General features: G+C 53.9%; 19 protein-coding genes and 1 tRNA gene. 11 read left to right on the top strand and 9 right to left on the bottom strand.

The annotated features are described in order from the left end of the window. Window positions 1-8: 8 nt before the first annotated feature. From K6K13_RS01820 to K6K13_RS01805, 4 genes are read left to right on the top strand one after another with little or no spacing between them, the layout of a single operon-like run. Window positions 9-707: a MotA/TolQ/ExbB proton channel family protein gene (locus tag K6K13_RS01820; protein ID WP_222159296.1), complete on the top strand. Its 699-nt coding sequence runs from the start codon at window positions 9-11 to the stop codon at window positions 705-707. Between the two features lies 1 nt (window position 708). Then, complete coding sequence (locus K6K13_RS01815) at window positions 709-1,110, top strand: ExbD/TolR family protein (protein WP_222159295.1); 402 nt, start codon at window positions 709-711, stop codon at window positions 1,108-1,110. Window positions 1,111-1,131: 21 nt separating this feature from the next. Further along, window positions 1,132-2,712 carry an ABC transporter permease gene (locus K6K13_RS01810; RefSeq protein WP_222160931.1) on the top strand — a complete coding sequence of 527 codons (1,581 nt, stop codon included), beginning with the start codon at window positions 1,132-1,134 and terminating at the stop codon, window positions 2,710-2,712. A gap of 19 nt (window positions 2,713-2,731) precedes the next feature. Beyond that, window positions 2,732-3,493: an ABC transporter ATP-binding protein gene (locus tag K6K13_RS01805; RefSeq protein WP_222159294.1), complete on the top strand. Its 762-nt coding sequence runs from the start codon at window positions 2,732-2,734 to the stop codon at window positions 3,491-3,493. 11 nt (window positions 3,494-3,504) lie between these two features. On the opposite strand, the gene K6K13_RS01800 is transcribed toward K6K13_RS01805, so the two are convergent. The 4 genes from K6K13_RS01800 to K6K13_RS01785 all read right to left on the bottom strand — a co-directional run bounded on the left by K6K13_RS01800 (window position 3,505) and on the right by K6K13_RS01785 (window position 8,078). Continuing rightward, the gene (locus K6K13_RS01800) at window positions 3,505-4,275 is read right to left on the bottom strand and encodes a DeoR/GlpR family DNA-binding transcription regulator (protein ID WP_222159293.1); all 771 of its coding nucleotides are present in this window, start codon (window positions 4,273-4,275) and stop codon (window positions 3,505-3,507) included. A 37-nt stretch (window positions 4,276-4,312) separates the two neighbouring features. After that, window positions 4,313-5,959 carry an ABC transporter permease subunit gene (locus K6K13_RS01795; protein WP_222159292.1) on the bottom strand — a complete coding sequence of 549 codons (1,647 nt, stop codon included), beginning with the start codon at window positions 5,957-5,959 and terminating at the stop codon, window positions 4,313-4,315. Then, window positions 5,956-6,954 carry an ABC transporter ATP-binding protein gene (locus K6K13_RS01790; protein ID WP_222159291.1) on the bottom strand — a complete coding sequence of 333 codons (999 nt, stop codon included), beginning with the start codon at window positions 6,952-6,954 and terminating at the stop codon, window positions 5,956-5,958. The genes K6K13_RS01795 and K6K13_RS01790 overlap by 4 nt, the downstream gene beginning before the upstream one ends. A gap of 107 nt (window positions 6,955-7,061) precedes the next feature. Next, entirely contained in the window at window positions 7,062-8,078 is a 1,017-nt protein-coding gene (locus K6K13_RS01785; RefSeq protein WP_222159290.1) for an ABC transporter substrate-binding protein, read from the bottom strand. 407 nt (window positions 8,079-8,485) lie between these two features. Between K6K13_RS01785 and K6K13_RS01780 the strand changes: the two genes are divergently transcribed. Beyond that, on the top strand, window positions 8,486-9,823 hold the full coding sequence (locus tag K6K13_RS01780; protein ID WP_222159289.1) for an aspartate aminotransferase family protein: 1,338 nt from the start codon (window positions 8,486-8,488) through the stop codon (window positions 9,821-9,823). A gap of 51 nt (window positions 9,824-9,874) precedes the next feature. On the opposite strand, the gene K6K13_RS01775 is transcribed toward K6K13_RS01780, so the two are convergent. Together K6K13_RS01775 and K6K13_RS01770 are read right to left on the bottom strand one after the other, a co-directional pair. Further along, complete coding sequence (locus tag K6K13_RS01775) at window positions 9,875-10,987, bottom strand: hypothetical protein (protein WP_222159288.1); 1,113 nt, start codon at window positions 10,985-10,987, stop codon at window positions 9,875-9,877. Window positions 10,988-11,095: 108 nt separating this feature from the next. Further along, window positions 11,096-11,296, bottom strand: a complete 201-nt coding sequence (locus K6K13_RS01770; protein WP_222159287.1) for a hypothetical protein — start codon at window positions 11,294-11,296, stop codon at window positions 11,096-11,098. 139 nt (window positions 11,297-11,435) lie between these two features. Here K6K13_RS01770 and K6K13_RS23495 point away from each other — a divergent pair, with 139 nt between their 5' ends. From K6K13_RS23495 to K6K13_RS01740, 6 genes are all read left to right on the top strand, one after another. Beyond that, a complete protein-coding gene (locus K6K13_RS23495; RefSeq protein ID WP_350338147.1) occupies window positions 11,436-11,846 on the top strand; it encodes a helix-turn-helix domain-containing protein in 411 nt (136 codons plus the stop codon). 323 nt (window positions 11,847-12,169) lie between these two features. Next, window positions 12,170-13,336: an iron-containing alcohol dehydrogenase gene (locus tag K6K13_RS01760; RefSeq protein WP_222159286.1), complete on the top strand. Its 1,167-nt coding sequence runs from the start codon at window positions 12,170-12,172 to the stop codon at window positions 13,334-13,336. A 305-nt stretch (window positions 13,337-13,641) separates the two neighbouring features. Then, window positions 13,642-14,850 carry an MFS transporter gene (locus K6K13_RS01755; protein WP_222159285.1) on the top strand — a complete coding sequence of 403 codons (1,209 nt, stop codon included), beginning with the start codon at window positions 13,642-13,644 and terminating at the stop codon, window positions 14,848-14,850. A 189-nt stretch (window positions 14,851-15,039) separates the two neighbouring features. Further along, window positions 15,040-15,795 carry a molybdate ABC transporter substrate-binding protein gene (modA, locus tag K6K13_RS01750; RefSeq protein ID WP_222159284.1) on the top strand — a complete coding sequence of 252 codons (756 nt, stop codon included), beginning with the start codon at window positions 15,040-15,042 and terminating at the stop codon, window positions 15,793-15,795. A 27-nt stretch (window positions 15,796-15,822) separates the two neighbouring features. Next, the gene (locus K6K13_RS01745; protein WP_222159283.1) at window positions 15,823-16,608 is read left to right on the top strand and encodes an ABC transporter permease; all 786 of its coding nucleotides are present in this window, start codon (window positions 15,823-15,825) and stop codon (window positions 16,606-16,608) included. Beyond that, a complete protein-coding gene (locus K6K13_RS01740) occupies window positions 16,592-17,203 on the top strand; it encodes an ATP-binding cassette domain-containing protein (RefSeq protein WP_222159282.1) in 612 nt (203 codons plus the stop codon). The genes K6K13_RS01745 and K6K13_RS01740 overlap by 17 nt, the downstream gene beginning before the upstream one ends. A 102-nt stretch (window positions 17,204-17,305) precedes the next feature. Here K6K13_RS01740 and K6K13_RS01735 read toward each other — a convergent pair. From K6K13_RS01735 to lptF, 3 genes are all read right to left on the bottom strand, one after another. Beyond that, window positions 17,306-17,390: transfer RNA gene (locus K6K13_RS01735), tRNA-Leu, on the bottom strand. A gap of 154 nt (window positions 17,391-17,544) precedes the next feature. Next, complete coding sequence (gene lptG, locus K6K13_RS01730) at window positions 17,545-18,621, bottom strand: LPS export ABC transporter permease LptG (protein WP_222159281.1); 1,077 nt, start codon at window positions 18,619-18,621, stop codon at window positions 17,545-17,547. After that, entirely contained in the window at window positions 18,621-19,721 is a 1,101-nt protein-coding gene (gene lptF, locus K6K13_RS01725) for an LPS export ABC transporter permease LptF (RefSeq protein WP_222159280.1), read from the bottom strand. The genes lptG and lptF overlap by 1 nt, the downstream gene beginning before the upstream one ends. Between the last annotated feature and the right edge of the window lie 91 nt (window positions 19,722-19,812).

Here is a 19,812-nt window from a genome sequence, read left to right as displayed (position 1 = left end):
TAGTGGTTATGACTTTCGGACACGTAGAACTCCTTTCCCCTGAAGGGGGCGTTATTCTGCTGTTACTGCTGTTCTCCGTGCTGACCTGGACGCTCGGTGTACTAAAACTACTGCAATACCGCCGTTTACAACGGCGCGCTCGGCAATTTCGTGCCCTTTTTTGGCAACAGGACGATCTGAGCCACTCGCTGAGCCACAGTATTGCTGAAACCGGCGCGTTCGCGAACCTCGCCCAAGCCGCTCTGCAAGCGCCACAACCCGTAAACGGTAAACTCACACCCGGGCTTCATCTGCCCGATCGCGTAGAACGCGCATTGCAACAGCAGATCCAACGCGAGCGCCGCACGTTGGAAACCGGACTTGCCGTGCTGGCCAGTGTCGGTACCACATCGCCGTTTATCGGCCTGTTCGGCACAGTGTGGGGCATCATGGCAGCGCTACAACAAATTGGGCTGTCTGGCTCAGCCAGTCTGGATACCGTTGCGGGCCCCATCGGTAATGCCCTGATTGCAACCGGCATTGGTATTGCCGTCGCCGTTCCTGCGGTATTGATTTATAACTATTTTTTGCGGCGTTTGAAACTGGCGATAGCAGACATGGATGATTTCGCCCACGATATTTTCAGCCTGTTGCAGGCGCACGACTTTCAGGTAACACCACAATCCGCGACGCCTTATAGTGTAAAAAACATCAGGGAGGTGGTGTGATATGGCTTTCGCCTCTCGTAGTGATGACGACATGATGAGTGAAATGAACATTACCCCGCTGGTAGACGTGATGCTGGTGCTCTTGGTGGTGTTTATCGTCACGGCACCGATGTTGACCAACGCGATTCCGGTGCAGTTACCAAAAACCGCGGCCGTCGCGCCTGCCGAGCGAACCGATCCCTTGGTGATCAGCATTGATGCCCAGCAGCAGTTGTTTATCAATAAAGATCCTTTCCCACGCGATCGGTTGGCTGCCCACTTGCAACAGGCCAAAGCAAATAATGCCAATCTGGTGGTACAGGTGCAGGCAGACAAAGAGGCCAACTACGGCGAGGTTGCCGCGTTGTTGGCCGATGTGGAGCAGGCAGGGATTACGCGCCTTTCCCTGTTGACCCAGAAATAACCCACGCGGAACGCCAGCATGATGATCCCTCAACAGGCGCCACGGACAGGGGCGGTTTCCCCCCTGCCGTACCGCTTTTCCGACGCCGGTTACAGCGCCTGGCTGGTCCCGTTGCTGCTGCTCGCCGTGTGGTGGCTGGCCAGCCGTCATCAGTGGATGTCAGAACAGATCCTGCCCTCTCCGCTGACCGTTGCCAGCGGCGCATTAACCTTTATCCCTGAAGAGTTGCTACACCAGTTGCCCATCAGCCTGGCACGCTTGTTTATCGGCCTTGGTGGCGGCATCCTGTGCGGTCTGCTGTTGGGTTGCCTGTTCGGTTTACACCGCCGCAGTCATTCGCTGTTTATGCCGCTGTTCACCGTGGTGGCGCAAATTCCTACGCTGGCCTGGATCCCGCTGTTGATGCTGCTGCTGGGTATCGGAGAAGCGCTAAAGCTGGCGATATTGATCAAATCCATCACCGTTCCGGTCACGCTCTACACCTGTGCTGGCATTCAACAAACACCGCAAAAGCTGTATGAGATGGCACGCAGCCTGCGTCTTCCTCCCACGCTATTTTTACGTCGTCTGATTATCCCGACGATGTTGCCTTACGTCATGACCGGCGTCCGGCTGGCATTCTCGCAGGGCTGGGTGTCGCTGATTGCCGTCGAACTGCTCGCCTCGAGTGAAGGGCTGGGTTACCTGCTGGTACAAAGCCGCCAACTGTTTATGTTGGATTTTGTGTTTGTCTGCATTCTGATTATCGGCCTGTGTGGGTATTTGGGGGAACGGTTGCTGCTCAGGCTGGAGCAGCGCTGGATTCACTGGCCCGCGCCGGTGTTAGGGCGAGACAGCCTAAGCCCCAGTGTCGCCTTCACCTCGTTAACGCCCTGGTATGCGCCGCTAACGCTATTGCTGTTGTGGAGCATGGGCAGCCAGCTTGCCTGGTTTAACACCGCCTTTCTGCCAGCACCACAGCACGTGGTTGAGACGTTGGTGGAGGGATTAACCCAGGGGGATTTGCGCACCGATCTGCTTGCCAGCCTGACACACGCGCTGCAAGGATTTCTGCTCGGCAGCCTGCTTGGCATCGGTGCTGGAGCCTTGCTCGGCGGTTTGCCACTCGCCGATCGGCTATTCAGCCCGGTACTTTCCGCCGTGCGCAGCGTAGCGCTCTTCGCCTGGCTGCCGCTGATCACCGCCTGGTTCGGGCTGGATGACACCGCCAAGGTGGTGTTCGTGGCTGTCGCGGCCTTCTTTCCGCTACTACTTGCCACGCGTCAGGGGATTGCGCAATTACCGCCAACGCTGCGTGAAGCCGCGTATGTGTTACGTCTTTCTCCGCACCGCACCTTAAGCAAGTTGGTGCTGCCTTCGGTGATGCCACCGGTGTTCTCCGGCCTGCGGCTGGCGCTGATGCACGCCTGGACAGGCGCAATTGGTGCTGAAGATTTCATTCCGTCTGGTGCGGGGTTGGGGGGCATGATGATTCGTGCTCAACAATTGCTGGCATCCGATCGGATTATTGCTGGCGTGGTGTTGATCGCGCTGGTCGCCGCACTGTTTTCCCGCCTGATCACCTTCGCTGAACGTCGCCTGACCGCCTGGCGCTTCCAGTAACCGACATTAAGGAGACGTCATGCCTTTGCAATTTCATCACATTACCAAGCAATTTACCGTACAACATCAGCCCTTCACGGTGTTGCAGGATGTCTCGCTGTCGTTGGCACCCGGCGAACTGGTCGCCATTATCGGCAGCAGTGGCTGTGGCAAATCGACATTATTGCGGCTGGCCGCCGGGCTGGAGCAGGCGCAGCAAGGTTCAATTACCATTGATGGGCAACCGCTGGCGGGCATTCATCCTGACGTCAGTCTGGTGTTTCAAGAGCCACGGCTGTTCCCGTGGTTAAGTGTGAAGGAAAATATTCGTCTGGGGATGATTAACCTGCCCCTTTCCGCCGCACAATCCGAACAGCAGATTGCGCACTATCTTGAGATCATGGGATTAGAAGACTTTGCCAATGCCTGGCCACATCAGTTGTCAGGCGGCATGGCGCAGCGCGTGGCCATCGCGCGCGGGTTAGCCTCGCGCCCCAAAATACTGTTGCTCGACGAGCCGTTTGGTGCGCTCGATGCCATGACCAAACAGCAGCTACAGCATCGGCTGGCCGAGATCCGGCGTCATACCACGCTGACCATTCTGCTGGTAACTCATGACGTGGAAGAGGCGGTCTTTCTGGCCGACAGCGTGGTGGTGATGTCGCCCAGACCGGGGCGTATCAGCGCGCTATTGCCCATTTCGCTGCCCTACCCGCGCGATCGCACCAGCCAGACGTTACTGGCTCACAGACAAGCATTGGGAGAAGCACTGCAACACGCTGAAGTGCCAGCGACGGCGTAAACCGTTGCTGGTTACGTCACGATGGCGTGGGCACACTGCGCCAGAAGCAGTTCCCATTCAGGTTTCGCGGCCGCACTGGCATCGGTAATGATGATATCGATTTCCTGCGGTGTCGCGTAAATCACTCGACTAGTAACCCCTATCTTGCTGTTGTCCGCCAAGATAATACGCGTTTTGGCATTCTTGACCATGGCACGGGCAATGGCAGCTTCATGGTGCGCAAAACTGCTGGCGCCCGAAGCGCTGGTGATCCCCACCGGTGACAACAGCGCAACGTCAGCGCGGTAGCGCTGGATCTCGCTCACCGTCAAATCACCGCTGGTGGCCTGCATGGACGGCCCCATATGGCCACCCAACAGAATCACCTCATGGTGCATCGTCGATTCCGCCGTGGTCAGCTTCAGCGCAACACTCAGGCTATTGGTTATCACCGTCATGCCCGGCATCGACAGCAGCTCATCGGCCAACAGCGCCGTGGTGCTGCCCGCGTCAATAAACAGCGTTTGCCCAGCGCTAAGCTGCTGCACCGCGGCACGGGCAATATCCTGCTTCTCTTTTTCACGCACCGCATTGCGCACCGACAGCGGCGGTTCAGGCTCCAGCGATGTCGCGACAATCCCGCCGTGGACGCGGCGTAACACGCCCATGGATTCGAGCTTCAGAATGTCGCGCCGCACCGTCTCTCGCGAGACACCGAGATGCTGGATGATTTTTTCCGTACTGACACGATTCAACGTGGACAGCAGCGCGCGAATACGGTGTAAGCGAGTCTCTTCTAGCATGAATAGTGATTCTCTGGCGTAAAGGCGTAAACGGCGGTCATTGGCGTTTCCCCGTCAAGAGATGAAGCAGCAGCGCCATTATAGCGACAATCCCCATGATGCACGTAGAAAAAGCCGCTGCCTGCGAGGTGAAACCCGCTTCATCCAGGCGCATCACGGTTACCGCTCCGAGCGGTAGCGACGGCGTCACCAGAAAAATCACCGCAGAGAGCGTGACCATGGAGCGCATAAACAGGAACATGGCGACAGAGATCAGGGTCAGTCGCATGGCAGGCAAATACACATCGCGCAGGATACGCACCACGCCGCCGCCCAGCACGGTGGTGGCATCCTCCATGGCGTTAGGCACATTGCGCATCCCCATCATCATCGTGGTATACCCTTGCGTGTGATAATGGTAGTAGTTACACAGCGCCACCAGAATCGCCGAGCCATACAACATCCCCCACGGCAGATCGGCGGTGTTGAACGTGAACACATACGATAGCCCGAGCACCAGCCCCGGTACGCCCACGGGCAGTGCGCTGAGCAACGCGGCAAAATCCGCGCTTTTCCCCGGCTGGCGACGAATGCCAAACGTCAGCAAAAACAGCAGCAGCGTGCCAATCACCGCCGCTAACGCCGAGATCCAGATGGATGTCCAGAGCGGTGCATCCCCCCCGGCAAGATCGATGTTGTAATGCTTAAGCGTCAAATCCAAGCGATAAGGCCACAGGCGAATCATGCTGGCAATCACCACCGTGGCAATAACTGTCACAATCAACAGTGCAATGGTCATATTCACCAGATAAAACGGAATATCGCGGCGTTGCAATGGTTGAGGAACATGCGGGATGGCGGATGACGTGCCAATGGTTTTCTGGCGACGCGAAGCGGCACGCTCGATCCAGATGGATGCCGCTGCAGGTAGCAGTAACAGAATCCCGACCACGGCCCCCATGCCAAACTTCATTTGCCCGCTGACCTGACTGTAAATCTCCGTCGCCAACACCGAGAAATCACCGCCAATCACCACCGCATTACCAAAATCGGTGATGGTGATGGTAAACACCACAAAGGCCGCACTCAAAATGCCGTAGCGCACGCCCGGCAGGGTGATGTCCAGAAACTGCCGCCAGTCCTTGGCACCCAGCACATTCGCCGCCTCATACTGTCGTGTATCGCTTTGGCGCAGCGTGACGCGAATGATCAAGATAGCCTGCGGCAAGGCATACAGCACGTTGGCGATCAGTAATCCCCAAAAACCGTAGATATTGAGGCGCACGCCGAGCAGGTTCCCCACAATGCCGTTACGACCGAGCAGAAAAATCAGCCCGAGACCGAGCACCAACGATGGCGCCAATACCGGCAGCGACGTGGCAAAGACGATAAAGCGTTTGGCCGGCATAGCGGTGCATTCCAGCCCATACGCGACGATAAACCCCAGTACCAGCGTCACCAGCGTGGTAACGACACCCAGCACCAGACTGTTCCACATCGCACGCCAGACGCCCGGCGCGTTCATCAGCGCCAGATAGTTCGACACACCAAAGGTGCCGCTGCGATCGTCGAGCAGGCTGTGCCACAAAATGCTGAGCATCGGCGCGCCAAAAAACGTCAGCAATGCGGCCAGCGGCAGATAGAGGCAGAGGCGGGATAACCAGCGGTCAGCCGCCGTTTGCGGCGGAAGAAGTGAATAACTCATGCTTGCACCCAGGCGCAATCTTGCGCAGCAATGGAGAGCGTAACGCGATCGCCCACCGACCAGTTGAGGGCACTGCTGGTTTCCACCAGCAACGGGTGTGATTTCCACAGCACTTCAACCCGCTGAATGCTAACCAAAAAGCTGGTACTCACCACCTGCCCCTCGGCATCAGGCGCTTTCGCCATGGCGATGCGTTCAGGGCGGATAAACAGTTCGGCATTCTCTGGCGCAGAGGTCTGCAACAGTTCCGGCATCCACTGCTGGACCGTCGCCTTGGGCAACAGGTTGCTGTGCCCCATAAATTCAGCCACAAAGCGGGTGCGCGGTGCAGTATAAAGCTCGCGCGGCGTACCTTCCTGCACGATCAGACCGCCCTGCATACAGACGATTTTATCGGCCATGCTCATGGCTTCTTCCTGATCGTGAGTCACCATCAGCGTGGGAATGCCTAACCGTTGTTGGACTTCACGCAGCTCCTGGCGCAATCCGGCACGTACGCGCGCATCCAGTGCGGAAAGCGGCTCATCCAGTAACAGCAACGACGGATTGACGGCTAACGCGCGCGCTATCGCCACACGCTGCTGCTGACCGCCGGAAAGCTGATTAGGATAACGATCGCCAAATCCGCCAAGGCGCACCGTGTCCAACAGGCTATTGACGCGATCGCGAATCTCCGCCTCCGGCGTGTGACGAATTTTCAACCCATAACCGATGTTTTGCGCAATGGTCATGTGCGGGAACAATGAGTAAGACTGGAACACAATGCCAAACCCGCGATCGCGGGCGGGCACGTTAATCAAATCGCGGCCATCCAGACTGATTTTTCCGCCATCGCTGCTAAGCAATCCGGCGATAATCCACAGTAGCGTGGTTTTCCCACAGCCACTGGGCCCGAGTAAACAAACAAACTCCGCATTCTCAATCGACAAGTTAATGCGATCGAGCGCTACGTGGCCGTCAAAACTTTTATAGAGATTCTGAATCACCAGCGCCATGTACTTACTATCCTCTTTAAACAACGTCTGGGACAAAGACGCCTTGTATTACAACGGCCTCAACGCTGGCCTGACAGCCAGCGTTGGTACAGAAAAACAGCCTGTTATCAGCGACCAATCGCCTTTCGCCAGGTTTCCAAAATAGCATCACGCTGTTTGGCGCTCTTGGCGAAATCAACCGGGAACAGTACGCTGGAGAGATCGGCAGGCAGGCCCGCCAGCTTGGCGGCTTTCGATTGTTCGACGCCGGGGATGGTGACGATCTCTTTGTATTTGGTGTACAGCGTCGCGGCGCTGTTAGATAAGGTCCAATCCAGGAAACGCTGGGCGTCGGCTTTATTTTTTGATGCGGCCATCAGACCGGAGGCTTCCAGCTCATAGCCTGCACCATCGCTGGGAATGACCATTTTGACCGGATATCCTTCTTCGATAGATTGCATTGCGGCAAACGCCAACGACACGCCAATAGCGTATTCACCGGTGCGCGCCGCTTTACACGGGCGAGAGCCGGATTTGGTGTATTGGGCAATATTGCCATCCAGCGATTTGAGGAATTCCCACCCTTTATCGTCCCCTTTGGATTGCAGCAGCGCGGCGATTTGCAGATACCCTGTACCCGATGAAACCGGGTTCGGCATCACCACTTCGCCTTTGTAAATCGGGTTGGTCAGATCTTGCCAGGTGGCAGGAACCGGCAGGTTTTTCGCTTTGAGCGCTTCAGTGTTCACACAGAACGCCGCCATGTAACCGGTGGCCGCAAACCATTTGTTATCCGGTGCGCGATAGGTTTCATCCAGTTTTTCACTGCCTTTGGCAGCATACGGCTCAAGCAGCGCGGAAATACGCGGGTCCATCACGTTGGTCAGCGCCCATCCCCAGACTACGTCGTGCTGTGGGTTCTTGGCTTCTGCCAGGATGCGCGGACCGAGATCGCCCGTCGACAAACGCAGCACATTCACGGTGACATCCGGCATGTCCTTCTTCGCCTGCGCCACGTAATCCTTGATTTCATCCTCCTCCAACGAGGTATACACCGTGATGGTGCCTGCCTGTGCCGCTCCCACCAGGGTCGCAAAGGCGCATGCCGCCATCAGACTGGTACGGCGTAATGAAAAACGTTTCATAAATGTTCCCCTTAATGGTTGCGGAAGTCATAACTCGGTGGCGTAGCCCTGAGAAAGTGAGCACTTTTGTGCATTTCACATTCTGCGTTTTTCTGTGCGTTATTTTGCATCTGTGTAGTTTTAAGCACTAATCATGCCAATCCGCGAAAAAGCGCTCCCATCAGAGTAATAGAGGCTAATAAAACAAGGTATTGCTTAATTATCGTGGTGTAATCGGAGAGTAGTAACGCAGAATGGTGTGTAAAGGATTGCACTTTTTTGGTGTTTTACACGCATCAAAAAAGTGCATTTAAATGTTTTTGTGTATTTTGTTGCCTTTCAATCGCGTTAGTGCGTAAGCTATTCCCATCCTGTTTATGCACGGTGTCTGACAGAAATACGGTGCTTAACCGAAATTTGGAGTCATCATGGCAACACGTTCAACTATCATGGATACCAATAGCTTTCGCGCAGAACACGCGGATGCGTTGGATGCCGAAACGCGCAAACTGACCGATAAACGCAGCCGACTGCTCGGTGAATCCTACCGTTTGTTTTATCGCAACCCCGTGCATTTGGTCCGCGGTGAAGGGCAATACCTGTGGGATGCCGCTGGCGATAAATATCTGGATGTCTATAACAACGTTGCCAGCATCGGACACTGCCACCCCGCTGTCATTGCCGCCGTGCATGAGCAGATGAGCCAGCTTAATACCCACACCCGCTATTTGCATGAACGGATTCTGGATTACACCGCCGACCTGCTGACGACCGTACCTGACGACATCAACAAAGCGATGTACATGTGCACCGGCTCGGAAGCCAACGATCTGGCGATCCGTATCGCCAAAGCGTACAGCGGCGGTACCGGCATCATCGTCAGCCAGGAGGCCTACCACGGCACCAGCAAACTGACCTCCGGCGCATCACAGTCACTGGGCAGCGGCCAACCGCTCGCCCCCACCACGCGTCTGGTGCCGCCCCCCGATCGTTACCGCGTTGACACACCCGATTTAGGCATCTGGTTTGCCAATGAAATCCAAAAACAGATCGACGACATGGCCGCGCATGGCATCAAATTCGCGGGTCTGCTGGTCGATTCGATCTTCTCTTCTGATGGCGTGCTGCCAGGGCCGGCAGGCTTTCTGAAACCAGCACTCGACGTGGTGCATGCCAATGGCGGTATTTTTATCGCCGACGAGGTACAACCGGGATTTGCACGCACTGGCGACAGCTTCTGGGGATTCGCACGTCACGGCATCGTGCCAGATGTGGTGACGCTGGGTAAACCAATGGGTAACGGGATTCCGGTGTCTGGCCTACTGGCCAAAGCCGATGTATTGGCCGCCTTTAGCGATGAAATCCCCTATTTCAACACCTTTGGCGGCAATCCGGTCTCCATGGCGGCGGCGCAGGCAGTGTTGCGCGTGATCCGCGAAGAGAAGTTGCAGGAGCACAGCCTGATTGTCGGTGAAAAACTGCGGCAAGAACTGGCACAACTCGCCGATCGCCATGAATGCGTGGGCGATGTGCGCGGAGCCGGACTGTTTATCGGTTTCGAGCTGGTGAGCGATCGCGCCGCCAAAACCCCTGACAAAGCACTGGCGCTGGATGTGATTGAACGCCTGAGGGCCGAGCGGGTACTGACCTCGGTAGCAGGCCCGTATGGCAACGTATTGAAATTGCGCCCACCCTTGGCGTTTCAGGCGCAGGATATCGACTGGCTGGTCGGGTCGTTGGACAAGGTGCTGAGTGCCGTGCGTTAATTCAGCTTGCGCACGTTCTCCACTCAAGCGGGGAACGTGCGCCAAGAGAGATCACTTCACCAGCGTCACATCGTCAAAGGCAAAGCGTTTTTTCTCACCGCCTTCGTGATAACCGATACGAATAAACACGTGCAGATCCTCAAGATAAGCATAGTCACTGCTCATCGGGCGGCCATCACCGCGATCGTCAGTACAGGTGAATTCCAGATAGCGACCGGGGAAATGCGGGCTAATGGCCACGGCGCTGCGCCATGCGCTATCTGCACGGCACTGCTGACCGGTCGATTTGTTATCGCTCTGGCTATTCTTCCAGCGATACGTGGTGTCCGCCGCCAAAGGCAGCACAAATGTGTTTTCCAGCGTATGACTGATAACCGGTTGTTCTGCCAGCGAATCCCATTTTTTAACGTCCACGATATTAAACAGACGTACATGTTGTGAATAAAACACCACACCACCCAACGTCATCTTATCCAACGTCAGTACGGTTCCGTCCGGTAGGACATCGATTTGTACCACAAACGCGGCGAGATCCTCGCCCGGTGATTTTTGGGCATAGCTCAGGCGCTTAAATGTCGGGCGCTGCTGCGGTGTCGCAACCGCCTGTTGCACGGTATCCGCCACGGCCTGTGGCAGTGGATGGCTTTGGATCGGTGCCGGATCGTTTTGCGCAAAATCAGGTCGTAACGGCAAATCCTCCGCCATCGGCTTTTCACGCCATGCCAGCGTGCCGTTACCGCCAAGCTGACGAATATCGTTAACTGCGCAAAGCCTTTTTGCGAGCGCGGCGTCGTCAGCGGAAAGCGCGGTGAATGCAGGGTTTTCTTCAGACTGGCTATCCGTTATTCGTCCCTGATTATCCAACGCCAGCTGATTAAGGGTTTGGCCCTTATCCAGTGCACAGTCAAAAACCTTATCCGTTATTTTCACCGAATAGGGCGCGAGGTATTTTTCATCTTGATGGATACGCCCGTAGTCCGTTGCAAGACGGACCTGAAGCCGATCGCCCACTCTGGTACTGTTGGTCACATCAATAAAGGGTCGATTACCCTGCGCATCGGCTTCAGCAAGCGCAACCCATTTGGGGATGGGAACGTTTTGTTGGCACACATCCAGTGCAGGATCGGTGCTATAGGGGCTGTCTGCCTCTGGTTCGAAAGGCATGCCAGGGACATAACGCGCCAGTGAGCCCGCGCCATAGACCCGAATGCTTGGCCGGTGTGGTACGGGAGGGGTAATACTGGCAAACAGATGTGTTTTTTGGCCGGTATCTCAATCGACATTAAGCCATAAATCCGTCGTCCCATTCCCCAGCGTGGAAATACGAAAAAGGGCGTTAATGGCATTGCCCACTCTCACCGTAGTACCGGACACCAAGGTCACATCTTTGATAACCACCGCCGGCAGTTGTGGCTGTGCAAACGCCGGTGCAGACAGTACCCATCCCAGAGTCAATAGTGTTAGCCGCTTCATCGAGCATCCTGTTATTTCATCATTCCATTACCAGCCCGCTATCGGGCAAAACGCGCTACATGATGCAATTGATTATCAAAGGCTGGCAACGGGCATGCTCTGATTTTTATGCACTTTTGGTGGGAGCTTAACGTTGTGAATGTCATCAACAAGCGCTTTAGCGCCTTCGGGCTTCAGGTCGGGCTGGTACCCACTTCACCGCATCGACTTGCAGCGGTGCTATCACCAGAATGAAGCAACACATGAAAATGCAGATTGCACAGATAACGTTCTACTTTGGGTGGGTTATAATGATGAATCACACAGACAGCAACAACAGGACAGTGTCGATATGCAGAACACCGGTGACGTTACGCGGCGCTTTGGACAACGCATCAAAACGCTGCGCGTTGAGGCCGGACTCACGCAGATGGCACTGGCCAGTAGATGTAATCTGGATCGAACTTACTTAAGTGGTATTGAACGTGGCGTCAGAAATCCAACCTTAGAAATCATCAGTATCATCGCCGCAGGACTTGGTACTTCTCTCGCTGCACTCTTCGACTATTAATGCTCTCCCATCGTTTCGTGTTCCCCCTGCGTTCCATTCCACGCTTCCCACTACAACGCTTATCTTTGGTCAGTTTTAAACATCTCGCAAATTAGTTGTAAAAACAATGTCACTTATTGTTAAAAACAATCGAACATAATGTGATGCAAATCAAAGTTCATCACCACTATTCCCTTACACTGCCCACAGATGTTCACCCTCTGCTTTTGTTACTCATATCTGGTGCTGCTTAATGTTGGCGCTAAGTGGCTATTTTTTAACAAAATGACCAGAAGCTCTGATGAACATACTGACAACCATCATTTATAAATAGGGGAAATTGTATGTCGACATATTATTTTCTACCCACACGAAATGTATTTGGTGAGGGCAGCGTTCAGGAAGCAGGCAGTCTTGCAAAAACGTTAAATGCTAAAAAGATCCTTATTGTCACCGATGCCTTTCTCGCCAAAAGCGGAATGGCGGATAAGGTTGCTGAAATTTATAAAAAGGCAGGTATTGGCGTTCATATATTTGGCGGTGCGGAGCCCAACCCGACGGATAAAAACGTTGCCGAAGGCATCAAGTCTTATCGGGAAAATGACTGCAACGCGATTGTTTCTCTCGGTGGTGGCTCGTCGCATGACTGTGCGAAAGGGATTGGCCTTATCGCCGCTAACGGTGGAAATATTCGCGACTTTGAAGGCGTCGATAAATCGATCAATGACATGATCCCGCTGATGGCCATTAACACCACCGCGGGCACCGCATCGGAAATTACCCGGTTTTGTATTATTACCGATACAGAACGCAAAGTGAAAATGGCGATCGTTGACTGGCGCGTTACGCCACAGATCTCCATAAACGATCCGGAGTTAATGGTCGGCATGCCGCCATCATTAACCGCGGCGACCGGGATGGATGCACTAACACACGCCATTGAAGCTTATGTTTCTACTATGGCAAACCCGCTTACCGATGCCGCCGCCTTAAAAGCCATCAAAATGATCACCCAATATTTGCCAAAGGCCGTTGCCAATGGTGAATATATGAAAGCCAGGGACAATATGGCTTACGCGCAATATCTGGCGGGAATTGCCTTCAACAACGCGTCACTGGGCTATGTACATGCCATGGCGCATCAGCTCGGCGGTTTTTATAATCTGCCGCACGGTGTGTGTAATGCTATTCTGCTGCCGTACGTTGAATCCTTCAACCTCATCGGCAACCTCAACCGGTTCAGGGATATCGCCGAAGCCATGGGCGAAAAGGTGGATGGGCTGTCGACAGATGAAGCCGCATTGAAAGCCATTAGCGCGATTCAACGCTTGGGCCAACAGGTGGGCATTCCGCGCGACCTCAAGAGCCTTGGCGTCAAACCGGAAGATTTTGCCATCATGGCTGAGAATGCGAAGAAAGACGTGTGCCAACTGACCAACCCACGCAAAGCCACCAAAGAACAGGTTATTGAGCTGTATCGTCAGGCCTATGAAGGCGAGGCGATTTTGTAATTAATACATTACCAAGAGGGAGTTACCCGACGCGGCAGGGCCTGTGAGTCCGAAATAACGCGTAGAGCAACCCCCTCTACAGCCTTCACCCGATATCCCTCTCAGTATTTTCATCGATAATAACTAACTGGCATTGCCATCAGTCTGCCACTTTTCGCAAAAGTGTTTTTTATTTTTCTACGTTTATCTCCTCGCTTAATCGCGGCAGAATGCCGAGTTCAAATCGCAAGCGCTGATGGATGCCTGTCGTTCCGGGGCGATTCAATGCTGGTGGCGTTCAAATCGCAACGATTAGGAAGCAAATCATGCCGACAAGCCGTACCTCTTCACGCACCCATTCTACCCTGCCATTGCTCTCGCTCGCCGTTGGCGCATTTGGTATTGGCACCACCGAATTCGGCCCCATGGGCATGCTCCCGACCATCGCTCAGGGTATGGATGTATCCATCCCGACCGCAGGAATGCTGATTTCTGCTTATGCCATCGGCGTGATGGTCGGTGCGCCGGTGATGACGCTGCTGTTCGCTCGCTGGCCGCGCCGCAGAGCCTTGATGGCGCTGATGGCAATTTTTACCCTGGGCAATCTGGCCTCCGCCATAGCCCCCAATTACACCAGCCTGGTGATTGCACGTATCATCACAAGCTTAAACCACGGGGCATTCTTTGGTATTGGTTCAATTGTGGCGGCAAGCCTCGTGCCTCGAGAGAAACAGGCCAGTGCCGTTGCCGCCATGTTTATGGGGTTAACCATCGCCAATATCGGCGGCGTTCCCGTGGCAACCTGGTTTGGCCAAGTGGTCGGGTGGCGTGAATCTTTTCTGGGTATCGCGTTGTTGGGCGTAGCGGCAATGCTGTCACTGGGTGCCTTCCTGCCCAAAGGCGGCCATGGAGAAAGGCCCAATGTGCGAGCTGAACTGCGCGTGCTCACACAGCCCGTGGTGTTAGTGATCCTGGCGACCACCGTTATGGGGGCTGGGGCCATGTTCACACTCTACACCTACATTGCCCCTTCGCTCGAATCGATTACGCAAGTTTCTCCCGGCTATGTGACTGGCATGTTGGTGTTGATTGGCATTGGCTTCACCCTCGGAGCCAAGTTAGGCGGCAAACTGGCAGACCGTTCAGTCAAAGGCTCGCTGATGGTATTTTTAAGCCTGATCGCCATCAGCATGGTGGCATTCCCCTGGCTGGCAACCACCAAGGCAGGTGCCGCCATCGGCCTGGTCATCTGGGGAACCGCGGCTTTTGCCGTAGTCCCGCCATTGCAAACCTGGGTAATGCGTGAAGCGGCAGGTGCTCCTGGGCTGGCCTCATCGGTTAATATCGGTGCATTTAACCTCGGCAACGCGCTGGGCGCCGCATTAGGCAGTGCCGTGCTGAACCTCGGCGGAAGCTACGGTGCTGTTTCCATTTCCGGTGCCGTGCTGGCATTACTCGCTCTGCTGCTGGTGCTAACGCAGTTGCGACGCAAGCAACCGGATACTGCGCGGGAAACCACGGCAGAACTGGGTTGATTTCACTGGGTTAAAGAGAGTGGCTGCGGGGATAAACCCTGTTCAACATGACCAGGATCATCCTTTTGCCACTTTAGCTTTATCGCCATCCCGATTATTTTGCTTGTCGTTATGTAATGTAATATATAGGGATCTAACGATTCGTTCGGCTATCCCTTTCCCAGAATGTTAACGATAAGAGAATTCCCCATGCCTAAACGCGTAATAAAATCCCTTATGGTGCTGCCTTTACTCATGGCCAGTTATACGGCCAGTGCGGTCGAGTTACATCTGTATGCCGGAGCGGGGTTGAGACAGCCAGTAGAATCCGTGGTGGGAGTGTTTGAAAAAGACACCGGCCATAAGGTGGTTATTGAATACGGTGGCTCAGGGCAAATTCTCACGCGTTTTAATCTGACCAAGACGGGGGATGTTTTCCTGCCGGGTTCTGAAGACTACGTTGAAAAATTACAGCAAGACGGGCAGGTGACGTCTTCTTATCCGCTGGTGTATCACACCCCCGTGATGGCCGTCAGGAAAGCAACCGGCGGAGACGTTAAAACGTTGGCCGATCTTGCTAAAAGTCATTTAAAAATCGGCATGGGTGACCCTAAAGCGATTGCGCTGGGAAAAAGTGGAGAACAATTGCTGGTCGCCAGTGGGTATGAGAAAGAACTGAAAGAAAAAGTGGTGGTACAAGCAACCACGATCAAACAATTGCTGATTTACTTAATGAACGGTGATGTTGATGCTGCGGTTATTGGGCTTTCTGATGCAATGAAGAATCAGGATACGCTAACCTTGTTACCTTCCCCGCCAGGAACCCCGGAAGAAGTGGCTACTATCGCCGTATTAAAAACCAGTGCCCATCCAGATGCCGCTAAACAGCTTGCTGAATTCTTTGCATCACCGCAGGGCATCAAGATGTTTACCGATCAAGGTTATCTGCCGATTAAGAAGCATTAATTGAATCTGAGTCGGGTAGATAACTGAATGGCTAAGCTGGCATTAATTCCGCTGGTGCTTTTGCTTTTTTTGATTGGCGGATCGCTGCTTGCACTTTTCTCCCAGCTTAGCCTTAGCCAATTTATTCAGTTATTATTCGATGATGAAATTCGGTTTGCGCTGTTGCTCTCAGTCAGCACAGCGCTAACGTCGTTATTGCTATCGAGCGTAATCAGCCTTCCTGCCGCCTGGGCAATGTCTCGCCTCTCATTCCCAGGAAAGAACATAATAAACATCCTACTGGATTTACCCATGGTCATGCCGCCACTGGTCGTGGGGATTGGTCTATTACTCCTCCTGGGGCAAGAAGGGTATGTAGGGCAGTTAGTTCCAACACTCTCCAAGTGGTTATTTTCTCCCTTGGGTATCATCATTGCGCAAACCTACGTTGCCTGTTCAATACAAACGCGCAATGCCTACAGTGCGTTGATCTCTATTTCACCACCTTATATACACACGGCTTATAACCTAGGTTTACCACCGCTAAAAACGTTTTTCCTGGTAGAAATCCCCCTCGTCTGGCGCTCATTACTGAGTGGCTGTGTGTTGGCGATGTCACGGGCACTGGGTGAATTCGGTGCCACGCTGATGCTAGCTGGCGCGACCAGAATGAAAACGGAAACCTTACCTATTGCGGTTTTCCTGAATATTGCCAGCGGTGATTTTTCTTTGGCTGTCGGCTGTGCCCTGTTGCTGATTATCTTTTCGATTTTTCTCTTAGTGATATTGCATCTATTGCAACAACGAGGAAGGCTGAATGTTAAAGGTGAATAATCTTTCCTGCGGCATTCTGGAAAATATCAGTTTCTCAGTGGAGCCGGGTAGCTGCACCGCTATTTGTGGCCCTTCTGGCAGTGGGAAAACGACGTTGCTGAACGCTATCGTAGGGAACATTGATTATCGGGGCTCTATATCAATAGCGGGTCAATGTATCGATAAACGGCCTATCTGGCAGCGTCCTTGTCGTTATTTGAATCAGCACTTGTATTTGTTTCCTTATTTATCGGTTGATAATAATCTGCGCCTTGCTCAGTACGCGGCTAAAAAGCCACAGTTCAGTGAGAAACGTCACGACCTGTTAAAATTACTTGAAATAGAACATTTGGCTAAACGCTACCCCACACACATTTCGGGCGGGGAACAGCAGAGAGCGGCTCTGGCGAGGGCATTAATCAGTGAGCCTCAGGTTCTGTTGCTTGATGAGCCCTTCTCCAGTCTCGATTGGCCCGTGAGGTTACGGCTATGGCAGGCGATGAAGGAAATACAGCAGATCTTTTCGGTAACGCTTTTATTGGTGTCGCATGAACCTCGGGAAGTCGAGGCGTTAGCTCAGCAGCAGTTGAGCCTGGCTAAAGGGTGTCTTTTATAGGCTTTATGCGCTTCATTTAGCGATACACAGAGCAAAGAGGTATAGCCAGTAGATTTCAGACATAAAAAAAGCCACCTTGCGGTGACTTGATTTTCATACTAATGGTGCCGAAGGCCGGACTCGAACCGGCACGTCTTTCAACGGTTGATTTTGAATCAACTGCGTCTACCGATTTCGCCACTTCGGCACTGAAGTAGTGTGCGGAAAACGAGGTGCATTATACCGTTTGAGATTGATGACACAACACTATTCCGCACTCTGGCGCGTTGAATGCTGAAAAAAACAGCGCCAGCACACTTTTTTGCGCATTTTCCCGGCACGCAGTAGCGTGCCGGATGCACTCAGCGCCGTTTTAGCAGCAGCAGCAGACTGATCATCATAAACAGCAGGCTAGGCACCAATGCCCCCAGCACCGGCGGCAAGCCATACACCAGGCTGAGCTGACCAAATACCTTGTCCAGCACGTAAAACAGGAAGCCAAAGCTGATACCGGTGACGATACGCACGCCCGCAGGCACATTGCGCAGTGGCCCAAAGATAAAAGAGAGCGCCATCAGCATCATTACCGCTACCGAAAGTGGGGCGAACGTCTTGTTCCACATATTCAGCTTGTAGCGGCCCGCCTCCTGCCCACTTTGCTTCAGGTAGTTGACGTAGTCGTACAGGCAGCGGATCGAGAGCGCATCCGGGTCCAGCGCCACTACGCCGAGTTTGTCCGGCGTCAATGTGGTTTTCCACTCTCCGCTGATGGTCTGGCTGCCCGAAATCTGTTTGCCATCGCGCAGGTCTGATTCATCAACCTGAGACAGCCGCCACAGCTTGGCGTCATCATCAAATTCCGCGGATGCCGCGTAGCGTACGGAGAGCAATTTCTGTTCCGGGTCGAACTGGTAGATATTCACCCCCGCCAGCTCTTTATCCCCCACCACGCGTTCAATATAAATAAAGTCGTTGCCATCTTTCGCCCACAGCCCGTTCTGGGTTGAAAGCATCGAGCCGCCGTACATCATCTGTGAACGGTAGTTGCGCGCCATCTGTTCACCGGCAGGTGAAATCCATTCGCCAATCGCCATGGTAAGCAACACCAGAGGAATGGCGGTTTTCATCACTGCACCCGCAATCTGTAAGCGGGTAAAGCCAGAGGCCTGCATCACCACCAGTTCACTGCGTGTCGCCAGCGTCCCCAACCCCAGCAGCGCACCGAGCAGCGCCGCCATTGGGAAAAAGATTTCAATATCCTTAGGCACGCTCAGCAAGGTATAGAGACCCGCGCCCAGCGCGGTATAGTCGCCGCGCCCAACTTTGCGCAACTGATCGACAAACTTGATGATGCCAGAGAGAGAAACCAGCATGAACAGCGTCATCATGATGGTGTTAAAGATAGTTTTGCCGATATAGCGATCCAGTACGCCAAACATCAGGCTGCTCCTTGTACTTTCATCCGCGCGCGCAGCCGGCGCAGAGGTACGCTGTCCCAGACATTGAGCAGCAGCGCAATCCCGATATAGGCCAGATTGGTCAGCCAGATCCACACCACGGGATCGATTCTTCCCTTACTGCCATTGGAACGCAGCGAGCTTTGCAACAGGAAGAAAATCAGATAAAGCAACATGGCGGGCAGCATGCTCAGTACGCGCCCTTGGCGTGGGTTTACCGCACTGAGCGGCACCACGATAATCGCCATGATCAGCACTGAAAGCACCAGCGTTATGCGCCAATGGAACTCGGCCCGCGCGGCATTATCATCCGACTGCCACAGTTGGTGCATCGTCATCTGTTCTACGCCAGTGTTCTGGATAGACACGTTCTGATGCCCGATAATTGCCTGATAGTTGGTGAAATCCGTGATGCGGAAATCCCTCAACATCGCTGTACCTTCGTAGCGAGAGCCTTTATTGAGCGTCACCACCTGTGTGCCATTTTGGTCAACGTCCACACGCCCACGATCGGCAATGACCACCGAAGGGCGCGCGTTGCCGCTCGGGCGCAGCTGCGCCAGAAACACATGCTCAAACTCTTGCCCTTTGACATCGCCGACAAACAGCACGGCATTGCCGCCCTGCGCCGATTGAAACTGCCCTTCCACCAGCGCCGCGACGCTCGGGTTAGCCTTGGCTTCTGCCATCACGATGTCCTGATGACGAGAAGACCACGGGCTGACCCACAGCGCATTGATCATCGCCATCACACCGGTTATCACCGCCAGAATAAAGGCAGCCTTGAGCAGCACCGTTTTGCCCAATCCACAGGCATACATGACGGTGATTTCGCTCTCGGTATACATGCGGCTGAACGTCATCAGCAGCCCTAAAAACAGGCTCAAGGGCAGAATGAGCTGCGCCATTTCAGGCACACCCAGCCCCAGCAGGGAGAGCACTAAATTTGTCGGGATTTCCCCATCAACCGCCGCACCCAGTATTCGCACCAGCTTCTGACAAAAGAAGATCAGTAACAGAATAAACAGGATGGCCAGTTGGCTCTTAAAGGTTTCCCGTACCAGATATCGAATGATGATCACGCTTAATTAAACCTGTGAAAACTTGTCTTTTTGCAGGAAAGTCGATAATTTCATCGCTAACTCGCCATTTATATGCATTTGTGGCAACCTT

The organism is Symbiopectobacterium purcellii, from assembly GCF_019797845.1.
GTDB lineage: Bacteria > Pseudomonadota > Gammaproteobacteria > Enterobacterales > Enterobacteriaceae > Symbiopectobacterium > Symbiopectobacterium purcellii.
Note: the sequence above shows the minus strand (reverse complement) of the source record. Positions and strands in the feature narration are given on the sequence as shown.